25 protein-coding genes and 1 pseudogene are annotated in these 26,637 nt (G+C 38.7%); all 26 read left to right on the top strand.

Annotation, left to right across the window (positions count from 1 at the left end; genetic code table 11):
* The 26 genes and pseudogenes from L21SP3_RS04890 to L21SP3_RS04760 all read left to right on the top strand — a co-directional run bounded on the left by L21SP3_RS04890 (position 1) and on the right by L21SP3_RS04760 (position 26,632).
* Complete coding sequence (locus tag L21SP3_RS04890; protein WP_161488104.1) at positions 1 to 324, top strand: nucleotidyltransferase domain-containing protein; 324 nt, start codon at positions 1 to 3, stop codon at positions 322 to 324.
* On the top strand, positions 314 to 712 hold the full coding sequence (locus L21SP3_RS04885; protein ID WP_161488103.1) for a HEPN domain-containing protein: 399 nt from the start codon (positions 314 to 316) through the stop codon (positions 710 to 712). The genes L21SP3_RS04890 and L21SP3_RS04885 overlap by 11 nt, the downstream gene beginning before the upstream one ends.
* 121 nt (positions 713 to 833) lie before the next feature.
* The gene (locus tag L21SP3_RS12350; RefSeq protein WP_227806830.1) at positions 834 to 1,049 is read left to right on the top strand and encodes a hypothetical protein; all 216 of its coding nucleotides are present in this window, start codon (positions 834 to 836) and stop codon (positions 1,047 to 1,049) included.
* A 240-nt stretch (positions 1,050 to 1,289) separates the two neighbouring features.
* Positions 1,290 to 2,591 carry a nucleotide sugar dehydrogenase gene (locus tag L21SP3_RS04870; protein ID WP_077539680.1) on the top strand — a complete coding sequence of 434 codons (1,302 nt, stop codon included), beginning with the start codon at positions 1,290 to 1,292 and terminating at the stop codon, positions 2,589 to 2,591.
* A gap of 39 nt (positions 2,592 to 2,630) precedes the next feature.
* Positions 2,631 to 2,849, top strand: a pseudogene (locus L21SP3_RS04865) (NAD-dependent epimerase/dehydratase family protein); the annotation flags it as partial.
* A gap of 50 nt (positions 2,850 to 2,899) precedes the next feature.
* Positions 2,900 to 4,456: an oligosaccharide flippase family protein gene (locus L21SP3_RS04860; RefSeq protein WP_161488102.1), complete on the top strand. Its 1,557-nt coding sequence runs from the start codon at positions 2,900 to 2,902 to the stop codon at positions 4,454 to 4,456.
* Positions 4,457 to 4,492: 36 nt separating this feature from the next.
* Positions 4,493 to 5,242, top strand: a complete 750-nt coding sequence (locus tag L21SP3_RS04855; RefSeq protein ID WP_077539674.1) for a hypothetical protein — start codon at positions 4,493 to 4,495, stop codon at positions 5,240 to 5,242.
* Positions 5,243 to 5,269: 27 nt separating this feature from the next.
* Complete coding sequence (locus tag L21SP3_RS04850; RefSeq protein ID WP_077539672.1) at positions 5,270 to 6,214, top strand: hypothetical protein; 945 nt, start codon at positions 5,270 to 5,272, stop codon at positions 6,212 to 6,214.
* 97 nt (positions 6,215 to 6,311) lie between these two features.
* Positions 6,312 to 7,409 (top strand): glycosyltransferase family 4 protein, encoded by a 1,098-nt coding sequence (locus L21SP3_RS04845; protein ID WP_161488101.1) that lies wholly within the window; start codon positions 6,312 to 6,314, stop codon positions 7,407 to 7,409.
* An 11-nt stretch (positions 7,410 to 7,420) separates the two neighbouring features.
* Positions 7,421 to 8,425 carry a glycosyltransferase gene (locus L21SP3_RS04840; RefSeq protein WP_161488100.1) on the top strand — a complete coding sequence of 335 codons (1,005 nt, stop codon included), beginning with the start codon at positions 7,421 to 7,423 and terminating at the stop codon, positions 8,423 to 8,425.
* A complete protein-coding gene (locus L21SP3_RS04835; RefSeq protein ID WP_077539666.1) occupies positions 8,422 to 9,657 on the top strand; it encodes a hypothetical protein in 1,236 nt (411 codons plus the stop codon). The genes L21SP3_RS04840 and L21SP3_RS04835 overlap by 4 nt, the downstream gene beginning before the upstream one ends.
* A gap of 37 nt (positions 9,658 to 9,694) precedes the next feature.
* Positions 9,695 to 10,957 (top strand): glycosyltransferase family 4 protein, encoded by a 1,263-nt coding sequence (locus L21SP3_RS04830; RefSeq protein ID WP_077539664.1) that lies wholly within the window; start codon positions 9,695 to 9,697, stop codon positions 10,955 to 10,957.
* Positions 10,958 to 11,133: 176 nt separating this feature from the next.
* Complete coding sequence (locus tag L21SP3_RS04825; RefSeq protein WP_077539662.1) at positions 11,134 to 12,381, top strand: glycosyltransferase; 1,248 nt, start codon at positions 11,134 to 11,136, stop codon at positions 12,379 to 12,381.
* Between the two features lie 6 nt (positions 12,382 to 12,387).
* Positions 12,388 to 13,500 (top strand): GDP-mannose 4,6-dehydratase, encoded by a 1,113-nt coding sequence (gmd, locus tag L21SP3_RS04820; protein ID WP_077539660.1) that lies wholly within the window; start codon positions 12,388 to 12,390, stop codon positions 13,498 to 13,500.
* A 23-nt stretch (positions 13,501 to 13,523) separates the two neighbouring features.
* Complete coding sequence (locus tag L21SP3_RS04815; protein ID WP_077541837.1) at positions 13,524 to 14,483, top strand: GDP-L-fucose synthase family protein; 960 nt, start codon at positions 13,524 to 13,526, stop codon at positions 14,481 to 14,483.
* A gap of 80 nt (positions 14,484 to 14,563) precedes the next feature.
* A complete protein-coding gene (locus L21SP3_RS04810) occupies positions 14,564 to 15,142 on the top strand; it encodes an acyltransferase (protein WP_077539658.1) in 579 nt (192 codons plus the stop codon).
* Positions 15,143 to 15,170: 28 nt separating this feature from the next.
* Positions 15,171 to 16,118 carry a hypothetical protein gene (locus L21SP3_RS04805; protein ID WP_077539657.1) on the top strand — a complete coding sequence of 316 codons (948 nt, stop codon included), beginning with the start codon at positions 15,171 to 15,173 and terminating at the stop codon, positions 16,116 to 16,118.
* Entirely contained in the window at positions 16,111 to 17,223 is a 1,113-nt protein-coding gene (locus tag L21SP3_RS04800; RefSeq protein ID WP_077541835.1) for a glycosyltransferase, read from the top strand. The genes L21SP3_RS04805 and L21SP3_RS04800 overlap by 8 nt, the downstream gene beginning before the upstream one ends.
* 3 nt (positions 17,224 to 17,226) lie before the next feature.
* Complete coding sequence (locus L21SP3_RS11985; RefSeq protein ID WP_077539655.1) at positions 17,227 to 17,835, top strand: acyltransferase; 609 nt, start codon at positions 17,227 to 17,229, stop codon at positions 17,833 to 17,835.
* Between the two features lie 196 nt (positions 17,836 to 18,031).
* A complete protein-coding gene (locus tag L21SP3_RS04790) occupies positions 18,032 to 20,284 on the top strand; it encodes a hypothetical protein (RefSeq protein ID WP_123785137.1) in 2,253 nt (750 codons plus the stop codon).
* Positions 20,285 to 20,353: 69 nt separating this feature from the next.
* On the top strand, positions 20,354 to 21,385 hold the full coding sequence (locus L21SP3_RS04785) for an SDR family NAD(P)-dependent oxidoreductase (protein ID WP_077539651.1): 1,032 nt from the start codon (positions 20,354 to 20,356) through the stop codon (positions 21,383 to 21,385).
* 3 nt (positions 21,386 to 21,388) lie between these two features.
* Positions 21,389 to 22,498 carry a polysaccharide biosynthesis C-terminal domain-containing protein gene (locus L21SP3_RS04780; RefSeq protein ID WP_077539649.1) on the top strand — a complete coding sequence of 370 codons (1,110 nt, stop codon included), beginning with the start codon at positions 21,389 to 21,391 and terminating at the stop codon, positions 22,496 to 22,498.
* A gap of 6 nt (positions 22,499 to 22,504) precedes the next feature.
* Positions 22,505 to 23,638, top strand: coding sequence for a non-hydrolyzing UDP-N-acetylglucosamine 2-epimerase (wecB, locus tag L21SP3_RS04775; RefSeq protein ID WP_077539647.1), 1,134 nt, complete (start codon positions 22,505 to 22,507; stop codon positions 23,636 to 23,638).
* Position 23,639: 1 nt separating this feature from the next.
* Positions 23,640 to 24,887 (top strand): glycosyltransferase family 4 protein, encoded by a 1,248-nt coding sequence (locus tag L21SP3_RS04770; RefSeq protein ID WP_077539645.1) that lies wholly within the window; start codon positions 23,640 to 23,642, stop codon positions 24,885 to 24,887.
* The gene (locus tag L21SP3_RS04765) at positions 24,868 to 25,479 is read left to right on the top strand and encodes a GNAT family N-acetyltransferase (RefSeq protein ID WP_227806814.1); all 612 of its coding nucleotides are present in this window, start codon (positions 24,868 to 24,870) and stop codon (positions 25,477 to 25,479) included. The genes L21SP3_RS04770 and L21SP3_RS04765 overlap by 20 nt, the downstream gene beginning before the upstream one ends.
* Positions 25,448 to 26,632: a DegT/DnrJ/EryC1/StrS family aminotransferase gene (locus tag L21SP3_RS04760; protein ID WP_077539642.1), complete on the top strand. Its 1,185-nt coding sequence runs from the start codon at positions 25,448 to 25,450 to the stop codon at positions 26,630 to 26,632. The genes L21SP3_RS04765 and L21SP3_RS04760 overlap by 32 nt, the downstream gene beginning before the upstream one ends.
* Positions 26,633 to 26,637 lie beyond the last annotated feature (5 nt).

Raw genomic sequence — 26,637 nt, 5'->3', positions numbered from 1 at the left:
ATGGTTGAGATCGAAAAAATAAAATCGGAAATAGTAGAGAGTCTAAAACCGCTTAATCCTGAAAAGATAATCCTCTTTGGCTCCTATGCAAGCGGAACTGCCAATGAAGATAGCGATATCGATTTGTTTCTCGTTAAAGCAGGATATGAGTCTCAGCGATGCGAATTTGATACTGATGCCCTGATGGCTTTGAGGACATTGATTAAGAAGTATAAAATAGGATTTGATGTCTTTTCTTCTGGAAAACAGTTTTTAGAGACTCGTGAAGATTACTTCTTCAAGACAAACCTTATTGATCATGGTGTGGTGTTGTATGCCAAATAAAACTGCTGCAAAACAATGGCTGGAAAAATCTTTTCATAATCTTTCTGCCGCCGAAATTTTGATGAATGCCAATCATTATACTGATGTAATTGGCCAAGAGTTGCAACAGGCTTTGGAGAAAATGCTAAAGGCTTTTATGGCTTTTGAAAATGCCAGAATCCCTAAAACACACAATCTTGTTGAACTTTATGAACTTGTTTCTGATTGCATCTGTATTTCAGATGCAGATGTGTTGTTGCTTGCAAAGGCTACAAAATTCTATGTTGAAGAGCGTTATCCGATAGGTGGTCTAATTATGCCTGATAGAACTGAAATTGCTAATATTTTAGCTCTATCCAAACGCCTGCACATTAATGTTATCAATATCTTATGTATAGATTCTGAGTAAGTAGTGGTTAATATAGAAAAAATAAAATCGGAAATAGTGGGAAACCTGAAGCCGCTTAATCCTGAAAGTGTGATCCTTATTCGGTTCGTACGCCGAAGGCCGCCCCGATCAGGACAGCGATATTGATCTGTACGTTGTAACTAAAGATGATTATATACCCCAAAACTGGGACGAGAAAAACGAGATATATTTGAAAGTTGCTCGAAAAATCAGGGATATCAGAAAAAGCGTGCCGATAGATTTAATTGTCCATACAAAACGTATGCACGGAAGATTTATTGAGATCGGAAGCTCATTTTCCAAAGAGCTCTTAGATAGAGGGGTGCGTTTGCTGTGAAAAACTGCCCCGCAAATGAATGGCTGAAGGCTGCAAAGGACGACTTGCTTCTGCCTTACCCTGGCAAAAAGCTTTCCGGCAAAGCAGTTTTAATACGCTGTTCAAGCAGGGTTTACAGCTCAGGGGGAAAATATATTATTTTAATATTGTTAAACGCAGAAAAGTTAGTGAAATTATAAGGCTGATTGTTATAATGCTCTGCATCATAAACTCTGATCAGCAAAAACAGGACGTATTGTTATGAGTAAAAGCGATAAAGCCCCTTACGTGGGGATAGTTGGCCTTGGTTATGTAGGCCTGCCGCTGGCAAGGGAATTTGCCGAAGGCGGGGCGAATGTGCTGGGCTTCGATGTAAATCAGCAGAGCGTAGAACGCATCAATGCAGGAAGCAGCCCGCTCAAGCACATTCCAAACGAGCAGGTTGCAGGTATGGTTGATACAGGCCGCTTCGAGGGCACAACCGATATGTCCCGCTTAAACGAGCCGGACTGCCTGCTGATTTGCGTACCCACCCCGCTTACGGAAAACCGCGAACCGGATATGACGTACGTGGAAAACACCTGCCGCACGATCGCCGAGAATATGCGGAAAGGCCAGCTCATCGTTCTCGAAAGCACAACCTACCCGGGCACAACCAGAGAGCTTATGCTCCCCATTCTCGAGCACGGCTCAGGCCTCACTGCCGGCGAGGATTTCTTCCTCGCATACTCTCCCGAACGCGAAGACCCGGGCAACAAATCCTTCCGCACAGGCACAATCCCCAAGGTTGTAGGCGGGCTGAATAAGCCCTCGCTCAAAATGGCAGAGCAGATTTACAGCTGGGCAATCGAGCAGCTTGTGCCGGTGGAGAGCTGCGAGGTGGCCGAGGCCGCCAAGATCATCGAAAACACCTACCGCTGCATCAACATCGCTATGGTAAACGAGCTCAAGATGCTCTTCGACCGCATGGGCATAGACGTATGGAGCGTGATAAACGCCGCCAAAACAAAGCCCTTCGGCTTCCAGGCATTCTATCCCGGCCCCGGCCTCGGCGGCCACTGCATCCCCATAGACCCGTTCTACCTCACATGGCGGGCGAGGCAGTATGGCCTCCCGACCAAGTTCATCGAGCTTGCCGGCGAGATAAACACCTCAATGCCCGAATACGTGATCCACAGAACGATGGAAGCGCTGAACAGCCATAAGAAGGCGATAAACGGGGCGAAAATCCTCGTCCTCGGCCTTGCGTATAAGAAGGATATAGACGATGTGCGGGAGTCTCCCTCGCTTGAGCTGATTGAACGCCTGCGGGATAAGGGGGCGAAAGTGAGCTATAACGACCCGTATATCCCCGAAACTTGGAAGCAGAGAAAATACGACCTGCGGATGAAGAGCAAAAAGATTACGGCAAATATGCTCAAAGGCTTCGATGCTGTGCTTATCGCAACAGACCACTCACACTACGACTACCAGATGATAACCGATAACGCCCAGCTCGTAATCGATACAAGAAACGCCTGCGACCGCCTACGCGGAACGAAGAAAAAGGTTTGGAAGGCATAGAGCATAAAACTAAAAACTTATTACTTACAACTGAATTAAATGAAAATAATAGTAACAGGCGGTGCGGGCTTTATTGGCTCGGCCGTAATAAGACATATAATAAAAAATACCGACCATAGTGTGCTTAACATAGACAAGCTCACCTACGCCGGCAACCTGTCCTCGCTCAAAGAGGTTGAGGATTCGGTTCGCTATAGCTTTGTTCAAGCTGATATATGCAATAAGCCTGCGATTCAGGATATTTTCAGCTCTTTCAAGCTTCAATTAAGTAATCTTCACTTAAATTTGATACTTATATAGGACATCATTTGAGCGGAAATAAAAGAATAGCATTAAATAGCTTATTGCTTTATATTAGACTAATAATTAGTACTTTGTTAGGGCTGTTTACTGCAAGGCTTGTCTTGCAAAATCTTGGCGCATCTGATTATGGTCTTTATCATGTAGTTGGCGGAATTGTTATGCTGCTTAATATTCTGAATATCTCCATATCTGGTTCTACGCATCGTTTTATTGCCAACGAATTGGGTAAGGGAGCTAAAGGTGATTCAAATAGTATATTTAATATTAGTCTTGTAATTCATTTGTCATTTGCTCTTTTAATATTTCTCTTAGCCGAAACCATTGGTCTTTATTATGTATACAATTTTCTTAATGTAGAAGAAGGCAAATTGGATGATGCTGTTTTTGTGTACCACTTTTCAGTTTTAGCAGCGATTCTAAATGTTTCTGTGATACCTTACCGAGGTTTGATTTCAGCTAAGGAAAATTTTTTAATTAGGGTTCTAATTGAAACATTATCCTCTTTCATGAGATTCATAGTAGCATTTTCTCTGATCTTTTTCCTTAGCAATAAACTGAAAATTTATGCTGTTTTAACAGCATTGGTTTGGGGAACTTGTTCATTCCTTTACTTTATTTATTGCAGGATTAAATATAAAGATTTGGTTAAGTGGAAAATTTCTTTTAAGTGGCATAAATATAAGGAAATGTTAAGCTTCTCTGCTTGGTCTTTATTAGGTTCTTCTGCTGCCGTTGGCAATAGCCAAGGGCTTGCTATGGTATTAAATTACTTTTTCGGTACGGTAGTCAACGCATCCTTTGGCATTGCAAAGCAATTAACGGGTTTATTGATTACTTTTACGCAAACTCTTAATACTGTATCGGCTCCTCAAGTTTTTAAAGGACATGGCGGTGGGGACTGGCAAAGGGTTTTGCAGATAGTCTATGGAATGTCTAAATATACTTTCTTCTTAATGCTTTTGCCTTCAGTCCCCATTTTGCTCGAAACAGAATTTCTCTTGAAGCTTTGGTTGGGAGATGTGCCGGCTAATACAGTGATTTTTTGTAGAGTGATGATTATAGCTGTTTTAGTGCAAACTCTAAGGGGCACTTCCGGGATTCTTCTGAATTCAAGCGGCAAAATTAAGGAATACGAAACATTCAAAGTGTTCTCCTGTCTCTTATGCCTTGTTGTTTCTGGTGTTATGTTTCATATTGGTTTTCAAGCTGTTTGGGGTCTGATTAACTTTGCTTTGTCTGAAGTAATAATTATGGTTGCTTTGATGATAATCTTAAAATTTAAAATTGGTTTTGATATCCTGAATTACTTAAAGAAAGTGCAATTAAGAATAATTGGAGTTCTATTGTTCTCACTGCCTCTTGCGTTTATAACATTAGTCGACAAAAGCGGTTTCTTGAAATTTGCAGTTGTTTCATTAATATCTTGTGTCTGGTGTTCTTTGGGGATATACTTTATTGGTTTGAATGGGTATGAACGAATTTACCTTCAAGAAAAATTACAAAGTATATTTTACAAATTATTCAGTTTGCGGAAAAATGCTATTAAACGATTATGTTTGTGAATAATTTCTATAACCATCATTTTGAAAGGTTTCATTATGAGTATGGCTGTTTTAGTGCCGTCCTTCGATAAATATAGTTTTCTTTGGCAGGCTTTTTTTAAGTTATTTAAAGAGTATTGGCCAAATTGCAGATATCCGGTTTATCTTGGAACTAATTATAAAAGCGCAGATATTGATTGGGTAACAGATTTAAAAATAGGTGAAGACACTTGCTGGGGATTAACAGTTTCTAAAATGCTTGAGATGATAGAAGAAGATTATGTAGTGATTATTTTGGAAGATTTTTTTATCATTGAGCTAGTAGATGATGCGGCAATTGAGTCGGCTTATGAATTTATAAAAGCTAATGGTATAGACTGTTTGGGACTGCATGCTTGCCCAAAACCCAAAACACTACCTCAAGATGGCCAAATTTTTGGTGAAGTTTTACCGGGGGAGCCGTATAGGATTAATGCCCAGGTTTCTATATGGAAGAAAGAGTCTTTGCTTAAAGTGCTGAGGCCTAATTTCAGCCCATGGGATTTTGAGACATTGGGAGATGTAGTTGCTCGAAAAAATAGCCTAGAAATTTGGGGAAGCTATAAGCCTTTAATACATCATGAGCAAGCAATTGGTAGAGGTAAATGGTTTCAAAGTATTGTACCTGTTTGTGAAAAACATGGAATTAACTTTGATTTTTATGAAAGAGGTTTTTACGAACCGCAAAAACCAAGCTTCATCGCTAAGTGTAAAGGCTTAATAAAGCCCCACATAATTCCCATTTTGTGCTGGATTAGATCTAAATGAGTTAGATAGTAATTTTTTGGAAATAATATGCTAAATAAAATTGAGTACCTTGTTTACTTGTTTCGAAATAAAGTCCGTATTTTTTTAGAAAAAAAACTTATAAAATCAAAGATAAAAATTAAAAAATATGCAGGTGTAAATATATTAAATAGAAAGGAAGGTAATAATCTTATATCAAGATCAATCATTGAAGGGAATCCATTTTTTGCTGGTCGCTATGGGACTGTGGAAACTAATATTGTTAAGCAATGCATAGAACAAGAATTTAATTTCAGGTCATCGTATTCTGATGCTTTAATTAACAGTGCAAGAATAAATGCTGGGATATTTGATGCCAACCCCAGAGTTTTAGATAATTTTACTGATTTGATGATTGATTCAACAAAAAAAGCGGATTTGATAGGTGTTTTACGAACATCACAAGAAGATTACATTCTAAAAAAATATGCTGAAGCTGAAATAGCCGAATTAGTTTCTTTAGAACCTTACTATCATAATTTTCCTTGGTCTAAAAACTTGAAAGGTAAAAAAGTTTTGGTCATCCACCCATTTGAACAAACTATTATAAACCAGTATAAAAAAAGACAAAATCTGTTTAATAACCCCGATATATTGCCGGATTTTGAATTATTAACAATAAAAGCTGTTCAGACAATCGCCGGCGAAAAGAGCGAATTTAAAGATTGGTTTGAGGCTTTAGAACATATGAAGTATAATGTTAACAATACAGATTTTGATGTGGCGATAATCGGATGCGGGGCATACGGCTTTCCACTTGCCGCTCATGTGAAAAGTTTGGGAAAGCAGGCAATACATATGGGTGGAGCAACTCAGATTCTCTTTGGCATAAAAGGTGGCCGTTGGGAGAATAGCTCTGTTATATCTCATCAATTTAATGAAAACTGGGTCTATCCTTTGGCAGAGGAAAAACCTAAAAACTACAAAAAAATTGAAAATGGGTGTTATTGGTAATGTTATAATATTTAAAGACTAATTAGAAAGCAAAGATTTGCGAATTACCTTTTATTCAAATTTTATGAACCATCATCAGTTCAGTTTCTGCAGAGAAATGTATAAATTACTTGGAGGTAGTTTTACTTTCGTTGCAACAAAACCCCTTGCTAAAGAAAGACTAAAACTTGGATTCTCGGATATGAACAAGCAGCACCCTTTTATTTTGACTGTTTATGATAGTAAAGAGAATGCAGTTAAAGCCATGGAGCTTGCATTTGAAAGTGATGTGGTTATACATGGTTCTGCACCAGAAGTATATGTAACGGAAAGAATGAAGCATAACAAGCTCACATTCAGATATTCTGAAAGAATCTTCAAGAGAGGGATTTGGAGAATTCTCGACCCAAGGGTTCTGATTAGCTTATTGAAACGGCATACTAAATACCGCAGCAGCAACCTTTATATGCTTTGCGCAAGTGCTTATACCGCAGGAGATTGTGCTTTAGTGGGAGCTTACCCTCAAAAATGTTTTAAATGGGGCTATTTTCCCGAGTTTATCAAGCGAGATTTGCAAGAAAGACGCAATTCTGACAAAGAGCGGCTAGAAATTCTTTGGTGCGGTCGTTTCCTTGATTGGAAGCACCCTGAATATGCTGTTTATTTAGCCAAATATCTCAGGAGCAAGGGGTATGATTTCCATATTAATATGATAGGAACGGGGAATTATGAAAATAAAATAAGAAGTATGATTCAGTCTTCTCAGTTAGATGAAAAAATCTCAATGCTGGGAGCGATGCCCCATAAAAGGGTCAGGGATTATATGTATGCCAGCGACATATTCCTTTTTACAAGCGACTATAATGAAGGCTGGGGGGCAGTGCTCAATGAATCAATGAACAGCGGATGCGCGGTTTTGGCAAGCCATGCAATCGGATCAGTTCCGTTTTTAATAAATAATAATCGTAATGGGCTTGTTTATAAATACGGGAATATAGATGATTTCTGCAAAAAGGCAGAAAGCCTTTTATTGGATGAAGGTTTACGTAAAATGTTGGGAAAAAATGCATATAAAACCTTACAGCAAGAATGGAATCCAGAGAATGCCGCAGAAAGTTTTATTGATTTATCTGAATCTTTGCTGCATGGCAAATTGAACTGCTCTAAGAGCGGTCCTTGCAGCAGGGCATTTCCGCTCAAACAATGGCAGTTTTAAGGAGTTATCTTATGATTGACACAAAAATAAATAGCCCGAAGTTAAGTGTAATAGTAGCTATATATAAGGTAGAAAATTATTTGCAAAAATGTGTTGAAAGCATATTAGGTCAAGAATTTGCCGATTTTGAACTGATTCTGGTTGATGACGGTTCTCCTGATAATTGCGGTGAGATATGCGATAAATATGCTCAGAAAGATAGCCGTATTGTTGTGATCCATAAAGAAAATGGAGGTCTTTCCGATGCTAGAAACGTTGGATTGGAGGCTGCGAAAGGAGATTATGTAGGCTTTGTTGACAGTGATGATTATATTTGCAGCAATATGTATCAAAGACTTATAGAAGTTGCCGAGGAGACCGCAGCTGATCTTGTGATTTGTGATAATTACAGAGTTTATGAAGATAATGGGAAAATAGAGGTGCAGAATTGGCTGGGAGAATCAAAAGAATATAATAATTATGATATTATGCGTGAAATCTTATATGATAATATAGGAAGCCAGGCGTGGAATAAATTATATAAAAATGACTTATTTAAAGATGTTAGGTATCCTGTCGGACGCACGTATTGTCAAGATCTGGCTACTACATATTATTACTTTGAAAAGTGTCACAAGGTTAAGTATATAGCAGAACCTCTTTATTTTTATTTGGTTAGAAATACAAGTGCATCATTCAATTATAAAGATCCAAATAAAAAGTTTCACATTTTTCTTGGTTTTACAGAAAGGTATGAGTTTTCAGTAGTGAAATATCCATGCTTTTCCCACGTATGCCTTAAACTTGCAATCGAATGCGGTGTAGGATGTTTTTACAATGCATTTAAGATTAATGATGAGAATATATGCAAATCAGTAGCTGACTTTTTCAAAACCAACATTAAAAAGATAGGCAAGTCGAAAAAGCTTACTGTTACAAAGAAGATATATGCTTTTCTTATCTTGTCAAGCCCTCGCTTTTATGTCATTATTCAAAGTTTGGCAAACAAGATGAGATATTCCAAGGTAGAATTATGAATTATATAAAAACTAAAAATAATCCGGAACATGGTTCAATCTTATATATTGAATCTTTGTTAGCCTTGATTTTGATGATAAGTACTTTTCTTCGTTATCATCACAATATGGCTAATATGTATTTAGAGCAAAAGATAGGTACAAGCATATCCCCTTATGCATGGTATATGCTTGTCATTATCCTTATTGCATTTTTAATATTTATAGGAAATTCAACTGCCTGGGTTAAGGAACGAAGGTTTATATATTACGGTTTTTTGTATTCAGTTGCTGGGTTTCTATCATTGTTAGCTTCCAGAGCTTATACTCCCATAGAATGGCCTATGATAATGATCGATATAAGTTATTGGTTATGGATAATTGTATTGTCTTATTTTGGATCATTGAAAATTAATACCTTAAAATATTTTACTTTTGCTTCTGTTGTAGCCGTTAGTTTTTATTTGGTTACCTTTTTTAGAATCAGACAGGGGTTTGCAGTAGAAAGCACCAGAGGTTATAATGCGATATTTTATATATCCTATTTTTTGCCACCCATTTTGTTGTTAAAATCAAAGGTAGTCAAGTCTTTTTATTTAGTTTTAATTTTTGCGGCTATTATTGTTTCAGTTAAGCGAGCTCCGTTAGTTGGTTATTTAACTGCTGTAGCTTCTTTTTATTTTTGCACTCTTAAATTTAAAGGTATTGGAATATCTCGAAAACTTCTTGCGTTTTTAGGCTTAGCCCTTTTGTTTATAATATTGGCAATTCTATACAAAGAGTTATCAGCGATGGGTTTTGCTATTGGAACGAGGATGGAAAATGTAGTAAAGGATCAGGGGTCTGGTAGGATAGGCATCTTTCTTGCGACATTCAATCATCTTTCATCTCAATCTTTTTTTGAGTGGATAATTGGTAATGGTTATGGGGCAGCTAATAGAGTTGGAATAGGCCGTGCTCATAACGATATTGTTGACATTCTATTTGCCTATGGTGTCATAGGTCTTATCTTTTACTTATTATTTATTTATGAAATTTGCAAGATTTTTCTTGACATGATGAGATTTAATTACAGGCACGCAGGGGCTTTCGCAGCTTCTTTAGCAATGTATTTTTGGATTGGTAATACTGAGATGTCTATTACCATACCTTATAGTTTTATTCTTAATGCACTTTTCTGGGGATGGGTGATAGCTGATTTCCATAATGCAAAAAGATATGCTGACCCTGAAAGACTTGGCGTTTTAAGTTAGTTTAATAGTTGCTTTTGTTTTAAATTATGAAGATTATATGAATATTCTCTGGATAACAAACATTATTCTGCCTGATATGGCGGAGAAGTTGGGGGGCTCAAGGCCGGTTACCGGCGGCTGGATGCACAATCTCAGCAAGCTTGTTGCAAAAAGTGAAAACGTTCATTTAGCAGCAGCCGCTGTATATCAGGGTGATGAGCTTCAAAAAGAAACGATTGACGGCATTACCTACTACCTTCTTCCAATTAAAGGAAGCAATATTAAATATCATTCTGAGCTTGAGCCGCTGTGGCAGGAGGTTTGCAAAGAATTTAAGCCGGATCTGATTCACATTCACGGCACAGAATTTGCGCATGGATTAGCCTGCTTAAAAGCCTGCAGTGAATATAAGTATATTGTCTCTATGCAGGGAATTACTAATGTGATTGCAAGATATTATACGGCCGGGATGAGCTTCTGGGATATTATCCGCAATATCACATTTCGCGATCTTGTCCGCTTTGATACGATATTTCATGGGCAAAGAAAAATGCGGCAGCGCGGGGAAATTGAAAAACAATATGCTTTTAACGTTAATTATTTTATTTGTACGACTTTCTGGGACTATTGTCATTTTAAAACATGGAACCAACAAATTCCTGTGGATATAAGTAAAAGAATACTTCGGCAATCATTTTATAATTCAAATAAATGGAATTTTAATAAGTGTTCAAAGCATTCAATTTTCCTGAGCCAGGCAAGTTATCCAGTTAAAGGATTGCATCAGGTTCTTAAAGCTGTAAAATTGCTCAAAAATGATTACCCCGCTTTGATTATCAGAGTGGCGGGAGCTGATATAACAAAGACTGTAACCCTGAAAGATAAAATTCGGCTGTCGGGGTACGGAAAGTATATTAACGGCCTGATTAAAAGATTCGGATTAGAGAAAAATATAGAATTCCTCGGGCCGCTTGGAGAAAAGGATATGATCTCAGAATATCTAAGAGCACATGTTTTTATTTCTCCTTCTTCAATAGAAAATGAATCAAATTCTGTTGCTGAAGCTCAGATTTTAGGAGTACCTTGTATCGCTTCTTATGTAGGTGGTGTACCAGATTCTATTTCAGAAGGGGTTGATGGATTGCTTTACCGGTTCGAAGAGGTGGAAATGCTTGCAGAAAATATTAGAAAAATTTTTGAAAATAGAAGCTTCGCACAAACCCTTTCAGCCAATTCAGTTAAAACAGCCGAAAAGAGGCACGACCCTGAAACGAATTTAAATAAACTTTTAAATACATACATTGAATTATCAGGATTATAGTATTTATGTATTTTATTTTACTCTCTTCTGGTTATACTTTTGCAACAGTCTTTTTGGGGCTTTTGGTTTTTATCCGCAGCTACGATTATTTCATGTTTTTCCACAGTCCAGTCTGGCATGAGCATTTCTGGAACTACCAAAGTATTCTTTCTGCCCCCAAGTGGTATTAAAGACATATGGAAAACAACAAAAAAATATTGTTTGTCGGCAGCTTATGTTCCAATAGAGTGATCAATGATATTATATTTTCCTCTAAAACGAAGGTTTCTCAAGCGGCTCCTAAATTTTATAAATTACTTATAGAAGGATTAGCGGATAATATTGCTGTTGACAGAGTTAAAGCCTTGACTTTTTTGCCAATTTCTGATTTAACCCATGAAAAAAAAGCATGGTTTTTGCCATCAGAGTCCTCTGGTTTAATAGATTACCATTATTGCCATGTTATTAATATTGGTTTATTGAAAAGTGTTGTAGCTTTTATTTATAGCTTTATTATGGTCTTTATATGGGGCCTTTATGACAGGAAAAATAAAATTATTTTATGCGACGGTTTAGGTTTTGTTTCGTCATTTGCCACTATATTGGCAACTCGTTTAAATAGAATAAAAGTAGTTGGAATTATTACCGATATACCAGGCGTATTAAGCTCATCTGTCAGTAAGGATATAAGCTTTAAGGCTAAAGTCGTTTCTCGGTTAAGCAAAAAATTGTTCATGAATTTTGATGGTTATCTTTTGCTTACAGAACAAATGAATGGTGTCATTAATCCTAAAAACAGGCCTTATATAGTGATAGAGGGAGTGGCTGACAAATCAATGGTAATTAAAGATAATAAACTTGAGGCTAAGTCAAAAGAAAGAATTCTTTTGTATGCTGGGGGAATTAATGAAATATATGGAATTAAGAAGCTTATTTTAGCTTTTATGAAAATAAAAGGCGATGATTTGAGGTTGCATATCTATGGACACGGCCCTATGGAAGATGAAATGGGAAAATATATGACACTTGATAGCCGGATTTTTTATGGCGGGATCCTGACTAATAATGAAATTGTTCAAAAGGAAATAGAGGCTACATTACTCGTCAATCCGCGTTCTAGCAAGGAAGAATTTACGAAGTATTCATTCCCTTCAAAAAATATGGAATATATGGCATCTGGCACCCCTCTATTAACGACCCCGCTTCCAGGTATGCCGGAAGAGTATAATGATTACGTCTTTTTGTTCGATGATGAGTCTGAGGAGGGAATAAAGGCTGAGTTGGAAAAAGTTTTTGCAAGATCAAAGGAAGAGCTACATGAATTTGGATTAAAAGCTAAAAAATTTGTCTTGTCTCAAAAAAATAACCATATTCAATCGGGCCGGTTAAATAAATTGTTGGATAAAATTCAACAGTCTGGCAAGAAAAATAATTATATGTTTTAGGGTTGAATTATGAAAAAAGCATTATTAACAGGAATAACAGGTCAGGACGGAGCTTATTTAGCTGAGTTTCTTTTGAATAAGGGATATGAGGTTCACGGGATTAAACGCCGCAGCTCTATGTTTAACACTGACCGCATAGACCATCTCTATCAAGATCCTCATGAAAAGGACTGTAAATTTTCCCTTCATTACGGAGACATGACAGACTCAACAAATGTTGCTCAAATTATAGAGCGGGTTCGGCCGGATGAGATATATAATCTTGCTGCCCAGAGCCATGTGAAGGTCTCATTTGAAACACCGGAATATACCGGCAACGTAGATGCTTTAGGAACACTTCGCATCCTTGAAGCAGTGAGGAATGCAGGTTTGGCAGATAAAGCCAGAATATATCAGGCCTCTACATCAGAGCTTTACGGGAAGGTGCAGGAGATTCCCCAAAATGAAAGCACGCCTTTCTATCCCCGTTCCCCTTATGCTGCTGCTAAGATATACGGATACTGGATAACCGTGAACTACCGGGAATCTTACAATATGTTTGCCTGCAACGGCATACTCTTCAATCACGAATCCCCGCTAAGAGGCGAAACTTTTGTTACTCGAAAAATCACCCGAGCCGCCGCTAGAATAAAAATGGGGCTTCAGCCCCGCCTTTATCTCGGCAATATTGATTCGCTAAGAGATTGGGGGCATGCGAGGGATTATGTGGAGGCAATGTGGCTGATTCTTCAGCAGGATAAGCCCGATGATTACGTTATTGCTGCTGGCGAGCAGCATTCGGTACGTGAATTTGTAGAGCTTGCGTTCAGGGAAGCTGGAATTGATATTGAATGGCAGGGCGAAGGCGTAAATGAGATTGCCGTTGCCAAAAATCATATTTGCGAAGAAAGAGATTCTGATGATAATATCGTCGTAAAGATAGATCCAAAGTATTTCAGGCCGGCAGAAGTTGAAACTCTCTTGGGCGATCCTTCAAAGTCGAAAAATCAGCTTGGATGGAATCCGCGCACAAGTTTTAAAGAGCTTGTAAAGGAAATGGTTGAGGCGGATATGGAAATTGCAAGACACGATGTCGTCTCAAGGAAACACGGATTCCGTACGCCGGATTATAATGAGTAGAGAGGTGAGTAATGAGCGGATTTATTGATAAGAATTCGAAAATTTATGTTCCCGGGCATACTGGCTTAGTAGGTTCAGCAATTATCAGGGAGCTGCAGCGAAGAGGGTTTGATAACCTTCTGCTAAAGTCTATCGATGAGCTTGACCTGCTTGACAGCAAGGTTGTTGCAGATTTTATGCAGCGGGAAAAACCGGACTTTATTATTCAGTGTGCGGCAAAGGTTGGCGGTATTATAGCTAACAACACCTATCCCGGACAGTTTTTCTATGAGAATATGCGCATACAAACAAATATAATTCACAACGCATATTTGGCGGGTGTTAAAAGACTTCTTTTCCTCGGTTCTTCATGTATTTACCCCAAGCACTGTCCTCAGCCAATGAAAGAGGAACACCTGCTTACAGGAGAGCTCGAGCCGACAAACCGTCCTTACGCTCTTGCTAAGATTGGCGGTATCGAGATGTGCTGGTCTTACAACCGGCAGTATGGGACAAGATATTTAGCAGTTATGCCCACAAATCTTTACGGCCCTGGTGATAATTATGATTTGCAGAATTCGCATGTTATCCCTGGTTTGATTCACAAAATGCATTTGGCCAAGAGTGAGAACAGAGATTCGGTAGAGCTATGGGGTACCGGAAGCCCTTACAGAGAATTTTTGTACAGCGATGATCTTGCCAGAGCTTGCGTGCACTTGCTTGATTTGGAAGATGATATGTATTCTAAGTTTGTAGGTCATGAAGATATTGCCCCGCTGATTAATATTGGCTGCGGCGAAGACCAGACCATCAAAGAGCTGGCTGAAATAGTGAAAGAGGTGGTCGGATTTGATGGAGAGATAAAATGGGATACTTCAAAGCCGGACGGCACCCCTAGAAAACTGCTTGATGTAAGCAGATTATTCTCTCTTGGCTGGAAACCGAGCATAAGCCTTAAAGATGGAATAAAACTGGCTTATGAAGATTTTTTAATCGCAAAATAATTGAGGTAAAAGCTTAATTGAAAAAATTGCAGCAGGTACTTAAATGGTTATTTTCATTTCATAAATATCAGCGATATTTTATGGATATTTACAATAACCTTGTTTACCAAAAAATATTAAGCCTTCGTGGTATTAAGTTAGGAGCTAAAACTTCCTTTATAGGCTCGCCTATAATATCAAAAGTTAAGGATTCTAACATAGAATTAGGTGAGGGAGTTATACTTTGCTCAAGACCCCAATACACCGCTTTAGGTTGCTCGCATCCAGTGGTTATCAGAGCAATGAAATCTGGTGCATTAATTAAAATTGGTGATAGAGTGAGAGTTAGCGGACTTTCAATTTGTGCTGCTGAAATAATAACAATAGGGGACAGATGCGTTATAGGTTCTGACAGCATGATTGTGGACACTGATTTTCATTCTATTGACCCTGCGAAGAGGAGTAGTAAAGACGATTTTGAAAATGCAAAGTCAAGCCCTGTGGTAATTGGAAATGATGTTTTTATAGGCGCAAACTGTGCAGTACTGAAGGGTAGCACAATCGGCAATTACGCGGTTATTGGGGCAAATAGTGTAGTAACCAAAGATGTCCCTGAAGGAACTGTCTTTGCAGGGAATCCGGCTAAAAAAATTGCAAATATCAAAGAAGTTATTAAATGAGGAATAAAGATAATTAGGATTTTTGGCTATGATAACGTTTTTAACGAGTCCCAAGCCATTTTATGGCCACACTGGCCGGATACAGAAGAAGGCTATTCAAAGTTGGTTAAGGGTTGCTGCCGATGTCGAAGTTTTAGTTTATGGTGAAGGTGAAGGAGTTGCAGAAGCATGCAAAGATCTTGGTACGATTAACGTTCCAGATATTGAGTGTAGTCTGTCTGGGATTCCTTTATTTAACAGTATAGTAAATCATGCAAAAAAAAATGCTAAGCATGATATACAGTGTTATCTAAATTGTGATATTTTGCTAAATGAAACCATTGCAGACGCTGTTAAAATTATTACAAAAGCCAAGTTAAATGAATTTTTGGTAACTGGGCAGCGGATTGACCTCATGAAAGATGTAGATTTTGAGTTAAATCAACATTGGTTAGGACAATTAAAACAATTGTTTGAAACTTGCAAATTGCAATTGCACTCTCCAACCGGTATGGATTATTTCATTTTTAGACGAGGGATGTGGAATGATCTCCCGGCTCTAGTAATAGGTAGAGCAGGTTATGACGAGGCTTTGGTTTTATATTGTATGAGAAACAAAATTCCTATAATTAATGGCACCTTAAAAATCCTAGCTCTGCATCAATTTCATGACTATGGCCATACTAGTAACGGAAGAAAAGAAGTTGTTAGGGGGCAAGATGCTTTAAATAATTTTAAATTTCATAGAAATTTTCACAGCAGGCCTAATTCTTCTGATGCTGAGTTGATAATAATGAAAGATAAAGTTCTTAAAAATAATATTCATAAAGATCCTATAAGAAGAGCTGAAAATTATTTGAGATTTGAAAAGGGTTTTGAAAGACTGTCATTATCAATTAGGTTTTTATGGCGAATTCTTGTTTCGATAGGTTTTCTTAAAATGAAAAGCTTTAAAATATCTGAATTAATTGCGAATAAGTATGTTGAAAATGAGTAAAAAACCTACTAACTGCTGCTTATTCAATTTAGCTCATCATTACCGTAAGCCTATCTACAAGCTTATGGATTCTGAGCTTTGCTGTGATTTCTATTTTGCAGACCGGTCTCTTTCAGATGTGAAGAAATTTGACTATTCAGAGCTTGAAGGATTTAGGAAAGAGTTAAAAGCTTTATTCGTAAATAAATTTTCGTATCAAAGAGGTGCTGCAAGCCTTGTTTTTAAAAGGCATTACCAAAAGTTTATACTAACAGGGGAGCCTTACTGCATTTCCACTTGGTTTGTGCTTTTATTTGCCAAGATTTTGGGCAAGAAAACATATCTCTGGACACACGGCTGGTATGGACGCGAAGGAATAATAAAAACGATAATAAAGAAGGTTTTCTTTTCGTTATGTACTAAGGTTTTGCTTTACGGGGATTACGCCCGCAATTTGATGATAAAAGAAGGGTTTAAGCCTGATAAGCTTGTATGCATTTATAATTCGCTTGACTATGATAAGCAGCTCAAAATTCGAGAGAAGCTCACCCAAAGCGATGTATATAAAAAGCATTTTGGCAATGATAATCCTGTGGCTGTTTATATCGGCAGGATTCAAAAAATAAAAAGGCTTGATTTGGCAGTTGAAGCGTTAAATCTTTTGAACAATGAGGGCAAGTCATTTAATTTGGTAGTAATAGGAAAAGATAATGAGAATACCGGCCTTGAAAAGCTTGTCTCCGATTATGGACTGGCTGATTATGTATGGTTTTACGGCCCTTGCTATGAAGAGGAAGTACTTGGTGAATTAATATATAATGCTGATGTCTGTGTTACGCCGGGGAATATTGGTTTAACTGTAATTCACAGCTTTGTTTATGGCACTCCTGTTGTTACACATAATGATTTCACAAAACATGGTCCCGAGTTTGAGGCGATTGAGGAAGGTGTTACGGGCAGTTTCTTCGATCAAGGTTCAACAGCCGATTTGTCAATTAAATTATGGTCTTGGCTTGGTCTTTCTGAAAGAGATAGAGAAGATATTAGAACTAAGTGTTACAAAGTAATAGAGGAAAAGTATAATCCGCACACCCAAATTCTAACAATAAAGAAGGTTTTAGGCTAATTCATGAGACAAAGATTAATAAAAAAACTGAAGTGGTTCCTTAAAGATGTTTTTATGTTTTTTATCTCTTTGATGAAGTATAAGTTTAAGCGTTTAGGGAGACACTGCTACTGTTGTGGTATGCAATCAAATTTTAAGCCTTATTCTGTGGAATTGGGGGATTATGTGTTTATTGGCAGGAATGCGTATATATATGCTAATTGTAAGATTGGTAATTATTCAATGATTGCATCATATGTGAGCATTGTAGGAGGAGACCATCGGTTTGATATTGTGGGGGCTCCAATGTTTTTTTCTGGCCGTGATAAATTGGAAGAGTTAGAAACTATTATTGAGGATGATGTTTGGGTAGGGCAAGGAAGTATAATATTGGCAGGCATCAAGATCGGCCGTGGTGCTATTGTTGGTGCTGGATCGATTGTGACTAAAAAAGTTCCTCCTTATGCGATAGTTGCTGGCAATCCGGCTAAATTAATAAAGTATAGATTTAATAAAGTGGAGCAGCAAAAGCACGATTCTATGTTGGATCTTTTAGCTAAAAGTAAAGATCCCTTACAAGCTACATCTTCATTTTTAAGGAAAGAAAAATATAATATCAGTGAGTATATGTAGTAATTTTAGTGCATAATTCGATTGTAAGTTTTATAGATATATAGACTAACCCTGAAAATGTCTTGTCCAAGACGTTAAATTTACTGGACATCTTAACCTTTTTTGAAATACTGAGCCAAAACTAATGAAGAAATTCATACTGATATTATTTGTGTTTTTTGTAACTGCCAATCTGCCGGCCGCCGAGAATTTGGCATTGAATAAAGACTATACGCTTGTCCCTGAGCCGAATTACCATTTAACGAAAGATGCAGGAGATTACAGACAGCTGACAGATGGAAAGAGGGCTTCTCCAGCTTCTGACGGTGCTATATGGTACAGTTCGAATAAAAGTGAAACTGTTGGTTGGAACAATCATACTTTTATTTCTATAACAATTGATTTGGAGGAAATGAAAAACATATCAGAGGTAGTTATACATACTACCGGAGGGGGAAAAGGCGGAGTCCAGTACCCCGACTATATTATTGGTTTAGCCTCTGTAGATGCTGAATGTTACAGAGCTGTTTCTTATAAGAGCTCAAAAGTTTGTATATTTTACGATACAACCTTAACAAAAAGGAAAGGGTTTAAGTTAAATTTTAATACCAAGGCAAGATTTGTAAAATTATTAGTTATGCCTATGAGTTCATTCTTTTGTGATGAAATTAAGATTTTCGCTGCTGAACAGGATTGTCCCGAGCTGGATGGGCCTGCAGTTGTAAACAGCGAAGCAATCGAGTTTGCAGAAAGGCTGCGTCAGCTTGAACGTAATATTCAATCGCTGCAAACTTCTTTCAAAAGTTCCGGCATTAAGATTAAACAATTTGATTCTAAAATTAAAGCCTACAAAGACAAACTCAAAGATTTTGAAAGGGAGCTGGGCATTTTCAAAGAGTTAGAATCTCTTGAGAGGCTCTTTGATAAAATCAGGGCGGAATACTTAAATGCAAAACATAATGTCCCTTGGTACTGCACTTCAGCGGCCCCGCTTAAGGTTCTCAAATATGAAGACCTGCCGGCGGGCCCTAACAGCATCTCTGAGCTTGAGTACTATGCTTGGCAGAATGAACACGACCTGAACGCTTTTAATATTGTAAACTGCTCAGATAAAAGTTTGCAGTTCAGCTTAAATATTTCACCTTTGAAGCGGGGGGGGGACTATTTGCCTTCTCAGGCGTTTATGATCCCGAGGCGGGCTGTTTATGTGTATTCGAAGAATATAGGTTTTTTGGCTGACCCCCTCGTCTTGCAGGGAGGAAAAAGCTTTGAAATCGAACCGGGAGAAACCGTGCAGTTATTTGCTGAATTCAATTCAAAGTCTTTGAGACCGGGAAATTATTCTTCCGCGGTTCTTGTACGATGTGAGAACAGTGAAGAGAAGCCTAAACAGGTTATCAAAGCTGATATAGAAATAGCACGCAGGAAATTCCCTGAAAAGCCAGACTTCAAAACCTGCAACTGGGATTATATAACCGGAAGTAATACTTTTACTAATGAATTTCCTCATCTTGCTGTTGACGATCTAAGCCGGCATTATCTGAATGTTACGGTTATACATCCTTCACTTTTTGTAAGCAAGATATCTTCGAAGAAGAGAGATTCTGACATAGTGCTAATAAATCCAAGGCTCAAAAAAGAACTTCAGCTCAGAAAGCATGCAGATTTTGTGCTGCTTTTGCTAGGGTTCGGCTCTGGCAGAGAAAAATATTTTGGGCAAGACATGTATTCTGAAGAGTGGGGCCGGAAATTTGCTTCTTATATTAGACGCCTTGTTAAATACATGGGTGATCTTGGTTACAGCTATGATAATTATGCAATCTACCTTTATGATGAGGAACTGCATGATGATTTTATTAGAGCTGCAAAAATAATAAGGAGTACTAACCCAATGATAAATATATACGCAAATTCTATGGGTGATAGTACCGAAGAGATAAAAAGAGCAATTCCATACGTTGATATTTGGTGTGTTGGTCAAAACAGCTTTGTTAATCGCAGGAAAGACATTAAGCTGATTAAAGAAAATTGCAGCAAAGTTTGGTGTTACGGAACTATGCCTCGGCGAGGATATCCATACAACATTGAAAAACACACTAAATACAAAAATTGTTTTAGAATTTTATCTATTCAGGCTAGGGCATTAGGTTTGGCGGGTGCCGGATTTTGGACTTATGCTGACAGAGAAGGTTACTTTAATGAAAATCATTTTAATGAAAGTTCTATATATATATATGGTGTGATTTATGCAGGAAGTAATCCTGATTTCCCTGAAGATGCAATATATGAGCCGATAGTTCCTTCTAAGAGGTGGCAGCTTTGGCGGGAAGGTCTTGAAGATGCAGTTGCACTTAAAGGGCATCAGGATCTGCTGGATGAGTTTATGGCAAAGCCCCCAGAAGAGATAACATCAGAATATCTAATGAATCTTAGAAAAAGGGCAGACAAAAAAGATTCCGGCAAAGATTAGCAAAAGCTTTATTTGATTTTTTCCGTCCTTTGGATAACATACTGAAAAACAAATTATCTTTGGTGGATTATGAAAAGACTTGAAGGAAAAACTGTACTAATTACCGGTGGAACTGGTTCGTTCGGCAAAACCGTAACAAATACCCTACTCGAAACCGGCTGCAAGGAAATTCGCATATTCAGCCGTGATGAATTAAAGCAGGAGCTTATGCGAATAGAGAAGGCCAGCTCCAAGCTGCGCTTCTACATCGGAGATGTGCGAGACAGGGAGTCCGTAGATGAGGCGATGAACGGTGTTGATCTTGTTTTCCATGCCGCAGCCCTCAAGCAGGTACCGTCCTGCGAATTCTTCCCGATGCAGGCTGTGATGACGAATATCTCCGGGAGCAACAATGTTATTCAGTCTGCAATAAAGCACGGCGTTGACAAAGTTGTATGCCTCAGCACCGACAAGGCGGTTTATCCCATCAATTCAATGGGTATGACGAAAGCTTTGATGGAAAAGGTTTCGGCGGCGGCTTCAAGGCTCGATAATTCCGGCGATACAACTGTCTGTCGCGTTCGGTACGGGAATGTGATGTGTTCACGCGGCTCGGTTATTCCGCTTTTTATGAATCAGATCAAACAGGGCCAGCCCCTAACGCTAACTGTCCCCGATATGACACGTTTTATGCTGCCTCTGCGTGATGCAGTCAGCCTTGTTCTGTTCGCTTTCGAAAACGGCTGCCCGGGCGATCTTTTCGTACGCAAGGCACCGGCCTGCACAATGATGGATCTTGCCAAAGCAGTTAGAAACATAATGAATGCAGATAATGAAATTAAAGTGATCGGGATAAGGCACGGCGAAAAGATATATGAATCCCTTCTCACGGTAGAAGAGCTTCAGAAGGCAGAGGATATGGTAGATTATTACAGGGTTGGTGTGGACGATAGAGACCTCAACTACACAATGTACTTCTCTGAAGGCAAAGAGAAGGAAGTGGTAAATCAGGACTATAACTCACATAATACAAGGCAGATGGGAATCCCTGAGGTTGAAAAACTCCTTCTCAGCCTTCCATACGTACAGAAAGAGCTTGAAGTCTGGGAGCAGAGGCAATAGTTTATGAATGTTGGCATTACAGGTAAAAGCGGGTTTGTCGGCGGTCATTTAGAGAATCGTCTCGCACGTGAAGAGGATATCAATGTCCTGCCTTTCGAGGATTCTTACTACGATGATGAATCCAAGCTTATAGACTTTGCACAAAAGGCAGATGTTATTGTTCATCTTGCCGGCGTGAACAGGGATGAGCCGGACGTAATATTCAATAAGAATATCGAGCTTATGCAAAAGCTCCTTGATGCGGCAGACAGCTCGGGCAGCAAACCCAAAATCCTATTCTCTTCAACCACTCAGATTGAAAAGGATAACCCATACGGCAAAGGTAAGCTGGCGGCTATGCAGATTCTGGAGAAATGGTGCGGTGATCGCGATGCTGCAGGAGTTTCTATGGTTGTTCCCAACGTATTCGGTGATGGAGGGAAGCCGTTTTACAATTCTGTTGTTGCAACGTTTTGCCATCAGGTGGCGTATGGAGAGCAGCCGGAGATAAAAGTTGATGGCCAGCTTAGTATGATTCACATCAACTATCTGGTTGAGGATATTTGCGGGCTTATCAGGGAAAATACTTCAGGCTGCAGGGTGGAGCATATAAAGCCAAGAGTCGAGGGCGTTAGGGTGTCAAAAATATTGGATCTGCTTTATAGCTTCCAGAAATGCTATTCAGACGGTTTCGTGCCCTCATTTTCCAGTGATTTTGAGCGAGATCTGTACAATACTTTCGTTACTTATATGGATTCAAACGATTGGCAGAAAAATCTCAAATCAAGCAGAGATGACAGAGGCAGTTTTGTAGAGGTTTATAAGTTTGAAGAGGCGGGGCAGGTATCGTTCTCTACAACAAAGCCCGGCATTACAAGAGGCAATCATTATCATACCAGAAAAAGCGAAAAATTTTGCGTTGTTTCGGGGCAGGCGAGCATTAAATTGCGCCGGATTGGAACGCAAGAGGTTATCGAGTATAAAGTAAGCGGCGATGAGCCGAGCTGGGTTGAAATGCCCGTTAATTACACGCATAATATCACTAATACAGGGAACTCACAGCTTGTTACAATTTTTTGGATTAGCGAGCCGTTTGATCCGAAAGACCCAGACACATTCTACGAAGAGGTATAGCATTTTATGAAGGTAGTAACCATCCTCGGTACTCGGCCGGAAATAATAAGGCTCTCGGCAGTTCTCAAACGCTTAGATAAGCATTTGGATCATATTATAGTTCATACAGGCCAGAATTATGATTATGAGCTAAACGAGGTTTTTTTTGATGACCTTGGCGTTAGAAAGCCCGACCATTTTATGAATGTGGACACCTCAAGCCTCGGGAAGGTTTACGGCAATATACTAATCAAAGCCGAAGAGATACTCAAAGCAGAAAATCCCGACGCCGTTCTTATACTTGGCGATACTAACAGCTCTATAGCTGGCATCATTGCAAAACGGCTGCATATCCCGATTTTCCATATGGAGGCGGGAAATAGAAGTTTCGACCAAAACGTTCCAGAAGAGACAAACCGCCGAATTATTGACCATACAGCGGATTTTAATCTGTGCTATACAGAGCACGCCAGAAGGCATCTTATCTCAGAAGGGCTTCCTCACAGGCGAATATATGTTACCGGCTCGCCTATGCGGGAAGTCCTTATGGACAATATTGAAAAAATCAAGGGCTCTAATGCCGTTCAGGAATTGGGGCTTGAAAAAGGGAAATACTTTTTGGCCAGCATCCACAGAGAGGAAAATGTGGATCGAAGAAAATCTTTAGGGCAGATACTCGATGCATTCGAGAGACTGATTGATGAATTCGATGTGCCGGTAATTGTGAGCACTCATCCGAGAACCAAAAAAAGGCTTGAAAGCCTTGAAAGAAACGGTTTGGATCAGAGAATCCGTTTTATGAAGCCTTTTGGTTTTATAGATTATGTGAATCTGCAGATGAAGGCGAGGTGCGTTATATCGGACAGCGGTACTATTTGCGAGGAAGCTTCAATCTTAAATTTCCCCGCAATAACGCCCCGAAATGCCATAGAACGACCTGAAGCTGTTGACACCGGCTCTGTTGTTGTAACCGGTCTAGAGGCTGATACGATTGTGGAAGCAATACGTATTCAAACCTCTGATGATATTTCGAGTAACAGCGTTGAATTGCCCAGAGACTACCAGATTCTGAATACATCAGAGAGAGTGCTGAAACTTATAGCCGGCAAGGCCAAGCTTAACTGCATCTGGGAAAACCTTAAGAAAAACGACCTGAGCTGATATGAAAATTCTCTTTATAACGCATTATTTCCAGCCGGAACCCAATTTTTTTTTCGGTTTGCCATTAGCGAGAGAATTTGTCAAACGCGGTCATGAAGTTCAGGTCATTACAGGGTTCCCAAATTATCCTGGCGGTAGAATTTATGATGGATATAAGGGAAAGCTGTTTATGCGTGAAAATATGGAAGGTGTGGAAGTCTTGCGTTTTCCTTTGTACCCCAGTCATGATCAGTCAGCAGTTAAAAGGATTTTATGTTATTTATCATTGTCTACTTCAATGTCATTGTTTGCCCCTTTTATAATAAAAAAAGCTGATATAGCTTATGTTATTCAAGGTCCGGCTACATTAGGTTTGCCTGCTGTAATTCTCAAGTGGTTTAGAAATATCCCATTTGTTTACAATATTCAAGATGTCTGGCCGGATAGTCTTCTTTCGACAGGGATGTTCAAAAATGGTTTTGCGTACAAGATGTTACATTCTTGGTGCAAATTCAATTATCGAAATGCATCAAAAAATGTTGTAATTTCTCAAGGCATGAAGAGTCTTTTATTGGATAGAGGTGTTCCGCGCAATAAAATTGAAATTATTTATAACTGGTGCGATGCAATTATTTCTGAATCAAAGGTTGCAAATCGAAACGTTGCGGATAAACTTGGTTTTACAGGCAAGTTTAACGTTGTTTTTGCAGGTAATATGGGCGGAGCCCAGGCTTTAAGCTCTGTTATTAAAGCTGCGGAAATAGTTCAGAGGAATGCCCCTGATGTTCAATTTGTAATGATAGGTTCAGGTGTAGAATTTGAACCGCTGAAAAAACAAGTTAAAGAATCACGTCTAAAAAACGTAATATTTCATGGCCGAAAACCTGTAGAAGAGATCGGTGGTATTTTGAAGTTGGCGGATGTTCTTCTTGTTCATTTACGTAAAGACCCTCTTTTTGAGATAACAATACCTTCCAAAACTCAGGCTTACTTATCTTTAGGAAGGCCAATTCTAATGTGTGTGGAAGGCAATTGTGCTGATATTGTTAAAGATGCTGGTGCTGGATTTTGCTGTGAGCCTGAAAATCCTGAAGAAATTGCTAAGGAAGTAATAAAATTATCGAAAGCCTCACCAAAACAACTTTGTACAATTGGTAAAAAAGGGAAAAAGTATTATGATGACAAGATGTCTCTTAGTACTGCTGTGGACAATTTAGAAGAAATGTTTTTCTCAGTTCAAGGAAAAAACGGTGAATATCGTAAAGCTTAGCAGTCGATATATTGATGAGGTAGTGGAAGTGCACATGCGTTCTTTCCCTAATTTTTTTCTTACATTTTTAGGAAGGCGTTTTTTGAAATGTTTTTATCAGTCCTTCATCGAAGATGAGGAAGGCATTGGATTTGTAGCAATAGAGAATGGCTCTGTTTCAGGGGTAATTGTTGGTCCTTTAGTGCCAGACGGTTATTTTAAAAGACTGCTGGTAAGAAGGTGGTATATTTTTGCATTATCAAGCTTTACGGCAGTTCTAAAAAATCCGAAAATTATTTTTAGATTGGTTAGAGCAGTCTTTTATCGTGGTGATGCACCTGAAAATAATAATACACTTTCCCTATTAAGTTCTATTGCAGTTTCCCCTGATACTCAAGGAAAAGGAGTTGGAGCTGGGCTTTTGAATCGTTTTTTGCAGGATGCTGAACAAAGAGGAAGTGAAGGATGTTACTTAACTACTGATAGGGAAGGAAATGAATCGGTCAACCGCTTTTATCTGAAAAATGGTTGGCTGCTTGATAAAAGGTTTGAAACTCCCGAGGGGCGTAAGATGAATCGCTATGTTTATTATTTTGGGCGTAGTTATGAATAGTTCGCAAAAATACCAAACAAACCTCAAATCTATTTTTGGGGCCTTCGATGCATTTACAATGTGGAAAGGCAGGGTGGCCTTATATGCAATTCTGAGAGTTCTTGGAATTGGCAAAGGTGATGAGGTTATCCTTCCCGGCTACACTTGCGTGATGGATGTTAATCCAGTGAAGTATGTTGGTGCAAATCCGGTTTATGTTGATATTGAGCCGGATACCTTTAATATGGACGTGTCTTTGCTTGAGCAGGCGATAACTCCAAATACAAAGCTTATCATAGCACAGCATACATACGGCTATGTTTGTGATATGGATGAACTGATGGGGATTGCTGAGAAATACGGTGTAACTGTCATTGAAGATTGCTGCTTATGTGTCGGCTCTACTTATAAAGGAAAACTGGCTGGAACGTTTGGAATAGCTTCATATTTTTCAGGGCAGTGGAATAAACCTTTCACTACTGGTATCGGCGGTATGGTAACTTGCAATGACGAAAATGTAGCTCAAGACATTCAAGAATTATGTGAAAATGAATTAATTAAGCCGAGCTTTAAAGAAGTTTTAATGCTTCAAGCTCAGCTTTGGGTATATAAAGCCTTGATTTATCCACGGACTACAGCGCTTGCTCAGAATTTATTCAGATGGTTAACAAAAAAAGGAATTGTTGTCGGTTCTTCTTCCAATGAAGAATTTGAACCAAAAATGCCGGAGAATTTCTTTAAGGCAATGAGCAGTGTTCAGGCTAAGGAAGGCGTTAAAAAAATGAAATCACTTGAAGCTAATATTGAGCACAGAAAAAAAATGTCTTCTTTTTACGATGAGCTTTTAGGAAATAAAGGTTGGGGTATAAGGCAATTTGACAGCTCAAAACAAGATCCGGTTATGGTGAGGTATCCTGTTAGAGTGAAAGATAAACAGAAGGCAATAGAAGACGCTGCTAAACATGGTATTGAACTGGGAACTTGGTTCGAATGTGCCCTTCATCCTATTGAAACGCCTCTTGAAAAGTATGATTATGAAATTGGAATGTGTCCGGTTGCAGATAAGGCTTGCGAGCAGGTAGTAAATTTGCCTCTTCATACTCGCGTGAGTAAAAAAACAGCAAGGAGAACTGTTGATTTTATTACTAAGTATTGCGAAGAAGCATTTGCTTGAGATTA

It is taken from the genome of Sedimentisphaera cyanobacteriorum, from assembly GCF_001997385.1.
Classification (GTDB): Bacteria; Planctomycetota; Phycisphaerae; order Sedimentisphaerales; family Sedimentisphaeraceae; genus Sedimentisphaera; species Sedimentisphaera cyanobacteriorum.
This window is presented reverse-complemented; position numbering and strand designations above follow the sequence as displayed.

Bases quoted from the DNA above. Each gene is read 5' to 3' on its own strand.
- L21SP3_RS04855 (WP_077539674.1), top strand. From the start codon at position 4,493: ATGAGTATGGCTGTTTTAGTGCCGTCCTTCGATAAATATAGTTTTCTT.
- L21SP3_RS04850 (WP_077539672.1), top strand. From the start codon at position 5,270: ATGCTAAATAAAATTGAGTACCTTGTTTACTTGTTTCGAAATAAAGTC.
- L21SP3_RS04845 (WP_161488101.1), top strand. From the start codon at position 6,312: ATGTATAAATTACTTGGAGGTAGTTTTACTTTCGTTGCAACAAAACCC.
- L21SP3_RS04870 (WP_077539680.1), top strand. From the start codon at position 1,290: ATGAGTAAAAGCGATAAAGCCCCTTACGTGGGGATAGTTGGCCTTGGT.
- L21SP3_RS04835 (WP_077539666.1), top strand. From the start codon at position 8,422: ATGAATTATATAAAAACTAAAAATAATCCGGAACATGGTTCAATCTTA.
- L21SP3_RS04770 (WP_077539645.1), top strand. From the start codon at position 23,640: ATGAAAATTCTCTTTATAACGCATTATTTCCAGCCGGAACCCAATTTT.
- L21SP3_RS04825 (WP_077539662.1), top strand. From the start codon at position 11,134: ATGGAAAACAACAAAAAAATATTGTTTGTCGGCAGCTTATGTTCCAAT.
- L21SP3_RS04840 (WP_161488100.1), top strand. From the start codon at position 7,421: ATGATTGACACAAAAATAAATAGCCCGAAGTTAAGTGTAATAGTAGCT.
- L21SP3_RS11985 (WP_077539655.1), top strand. From the start codon at position 17,227: ATGAGACAAAGATTAATAAAAAAACTGAAGTGGTTCCTTAAAGATGTT.
- L21SP3_RS04810 (WP_077539658.1), top strand. From the start codon at position 14,564: ATGGATATTTACAATAACCTTGTTTACCAAAAAATATTAAGCCTTCGT.
- wecB (WP_077539647.1), top strand. From the start codon at position 22,505: ATGAAGGTAGTAACCATCCTCGGTACTCGGCCGGAAATAATAAGGCTC.
- L21SP3_RS04830 (WP_077539664.1), top strand. From the start codon at position 9,695: ATGAATATTCTCTGGATAACAAACATTATTCTGCCTGATATGGCGGAG.
- L21SP3_RS04890 (WP_161488104.1), top strand. From the start codon at position 1: ATGGTTGAGATCGAAAAAATAAAATCGGAAATAGTAGAGAGTCTAAAA.
- L21SP3_RS04885 (WP_161488103.1), top strand. From the start codon at position 314: ATGCCAAATAAAACTGCTGCAAAACAATGGCTGGAAAAATCTTTTCAT.
- L21SP3_RS04780 (WP_077539649.1), top strand. From the start codon at position 21,389: ATGAATGTTGGCATTACAGGTAAAAGCGGGTTTGTCGGCGGTCATTTA.
- L21SP3_RS04785 (WP_077539651.1), top strand. From the start codon at position 20,354: ATGAAAAGACTTGAAGGAAAAACTGTACTAATTACCGGTGGAACTGGT.
- L21SP3_RS04800 (WP_077541835.1), top strand. From the start codon at position 16,111: ATGAGTAAAAAACCTACTAACTGCTGCTTATTCAATTTAGCTCATCAT.
- L21SP3_RS04760 (WP_077539642.1), top strand. From the start codon at position 25,448: ATGTTTATTATTTTGGGCGTAGTTATGAATAGTTCGCAAAAATACCAA.
- L21SP3_RS04805 (WP_077539657.1), top strand. From the start codon at position 15,171: ATGATAACGTTTTTAACGAGTCCCAAGCCATTTTATGGCCACACTGGC.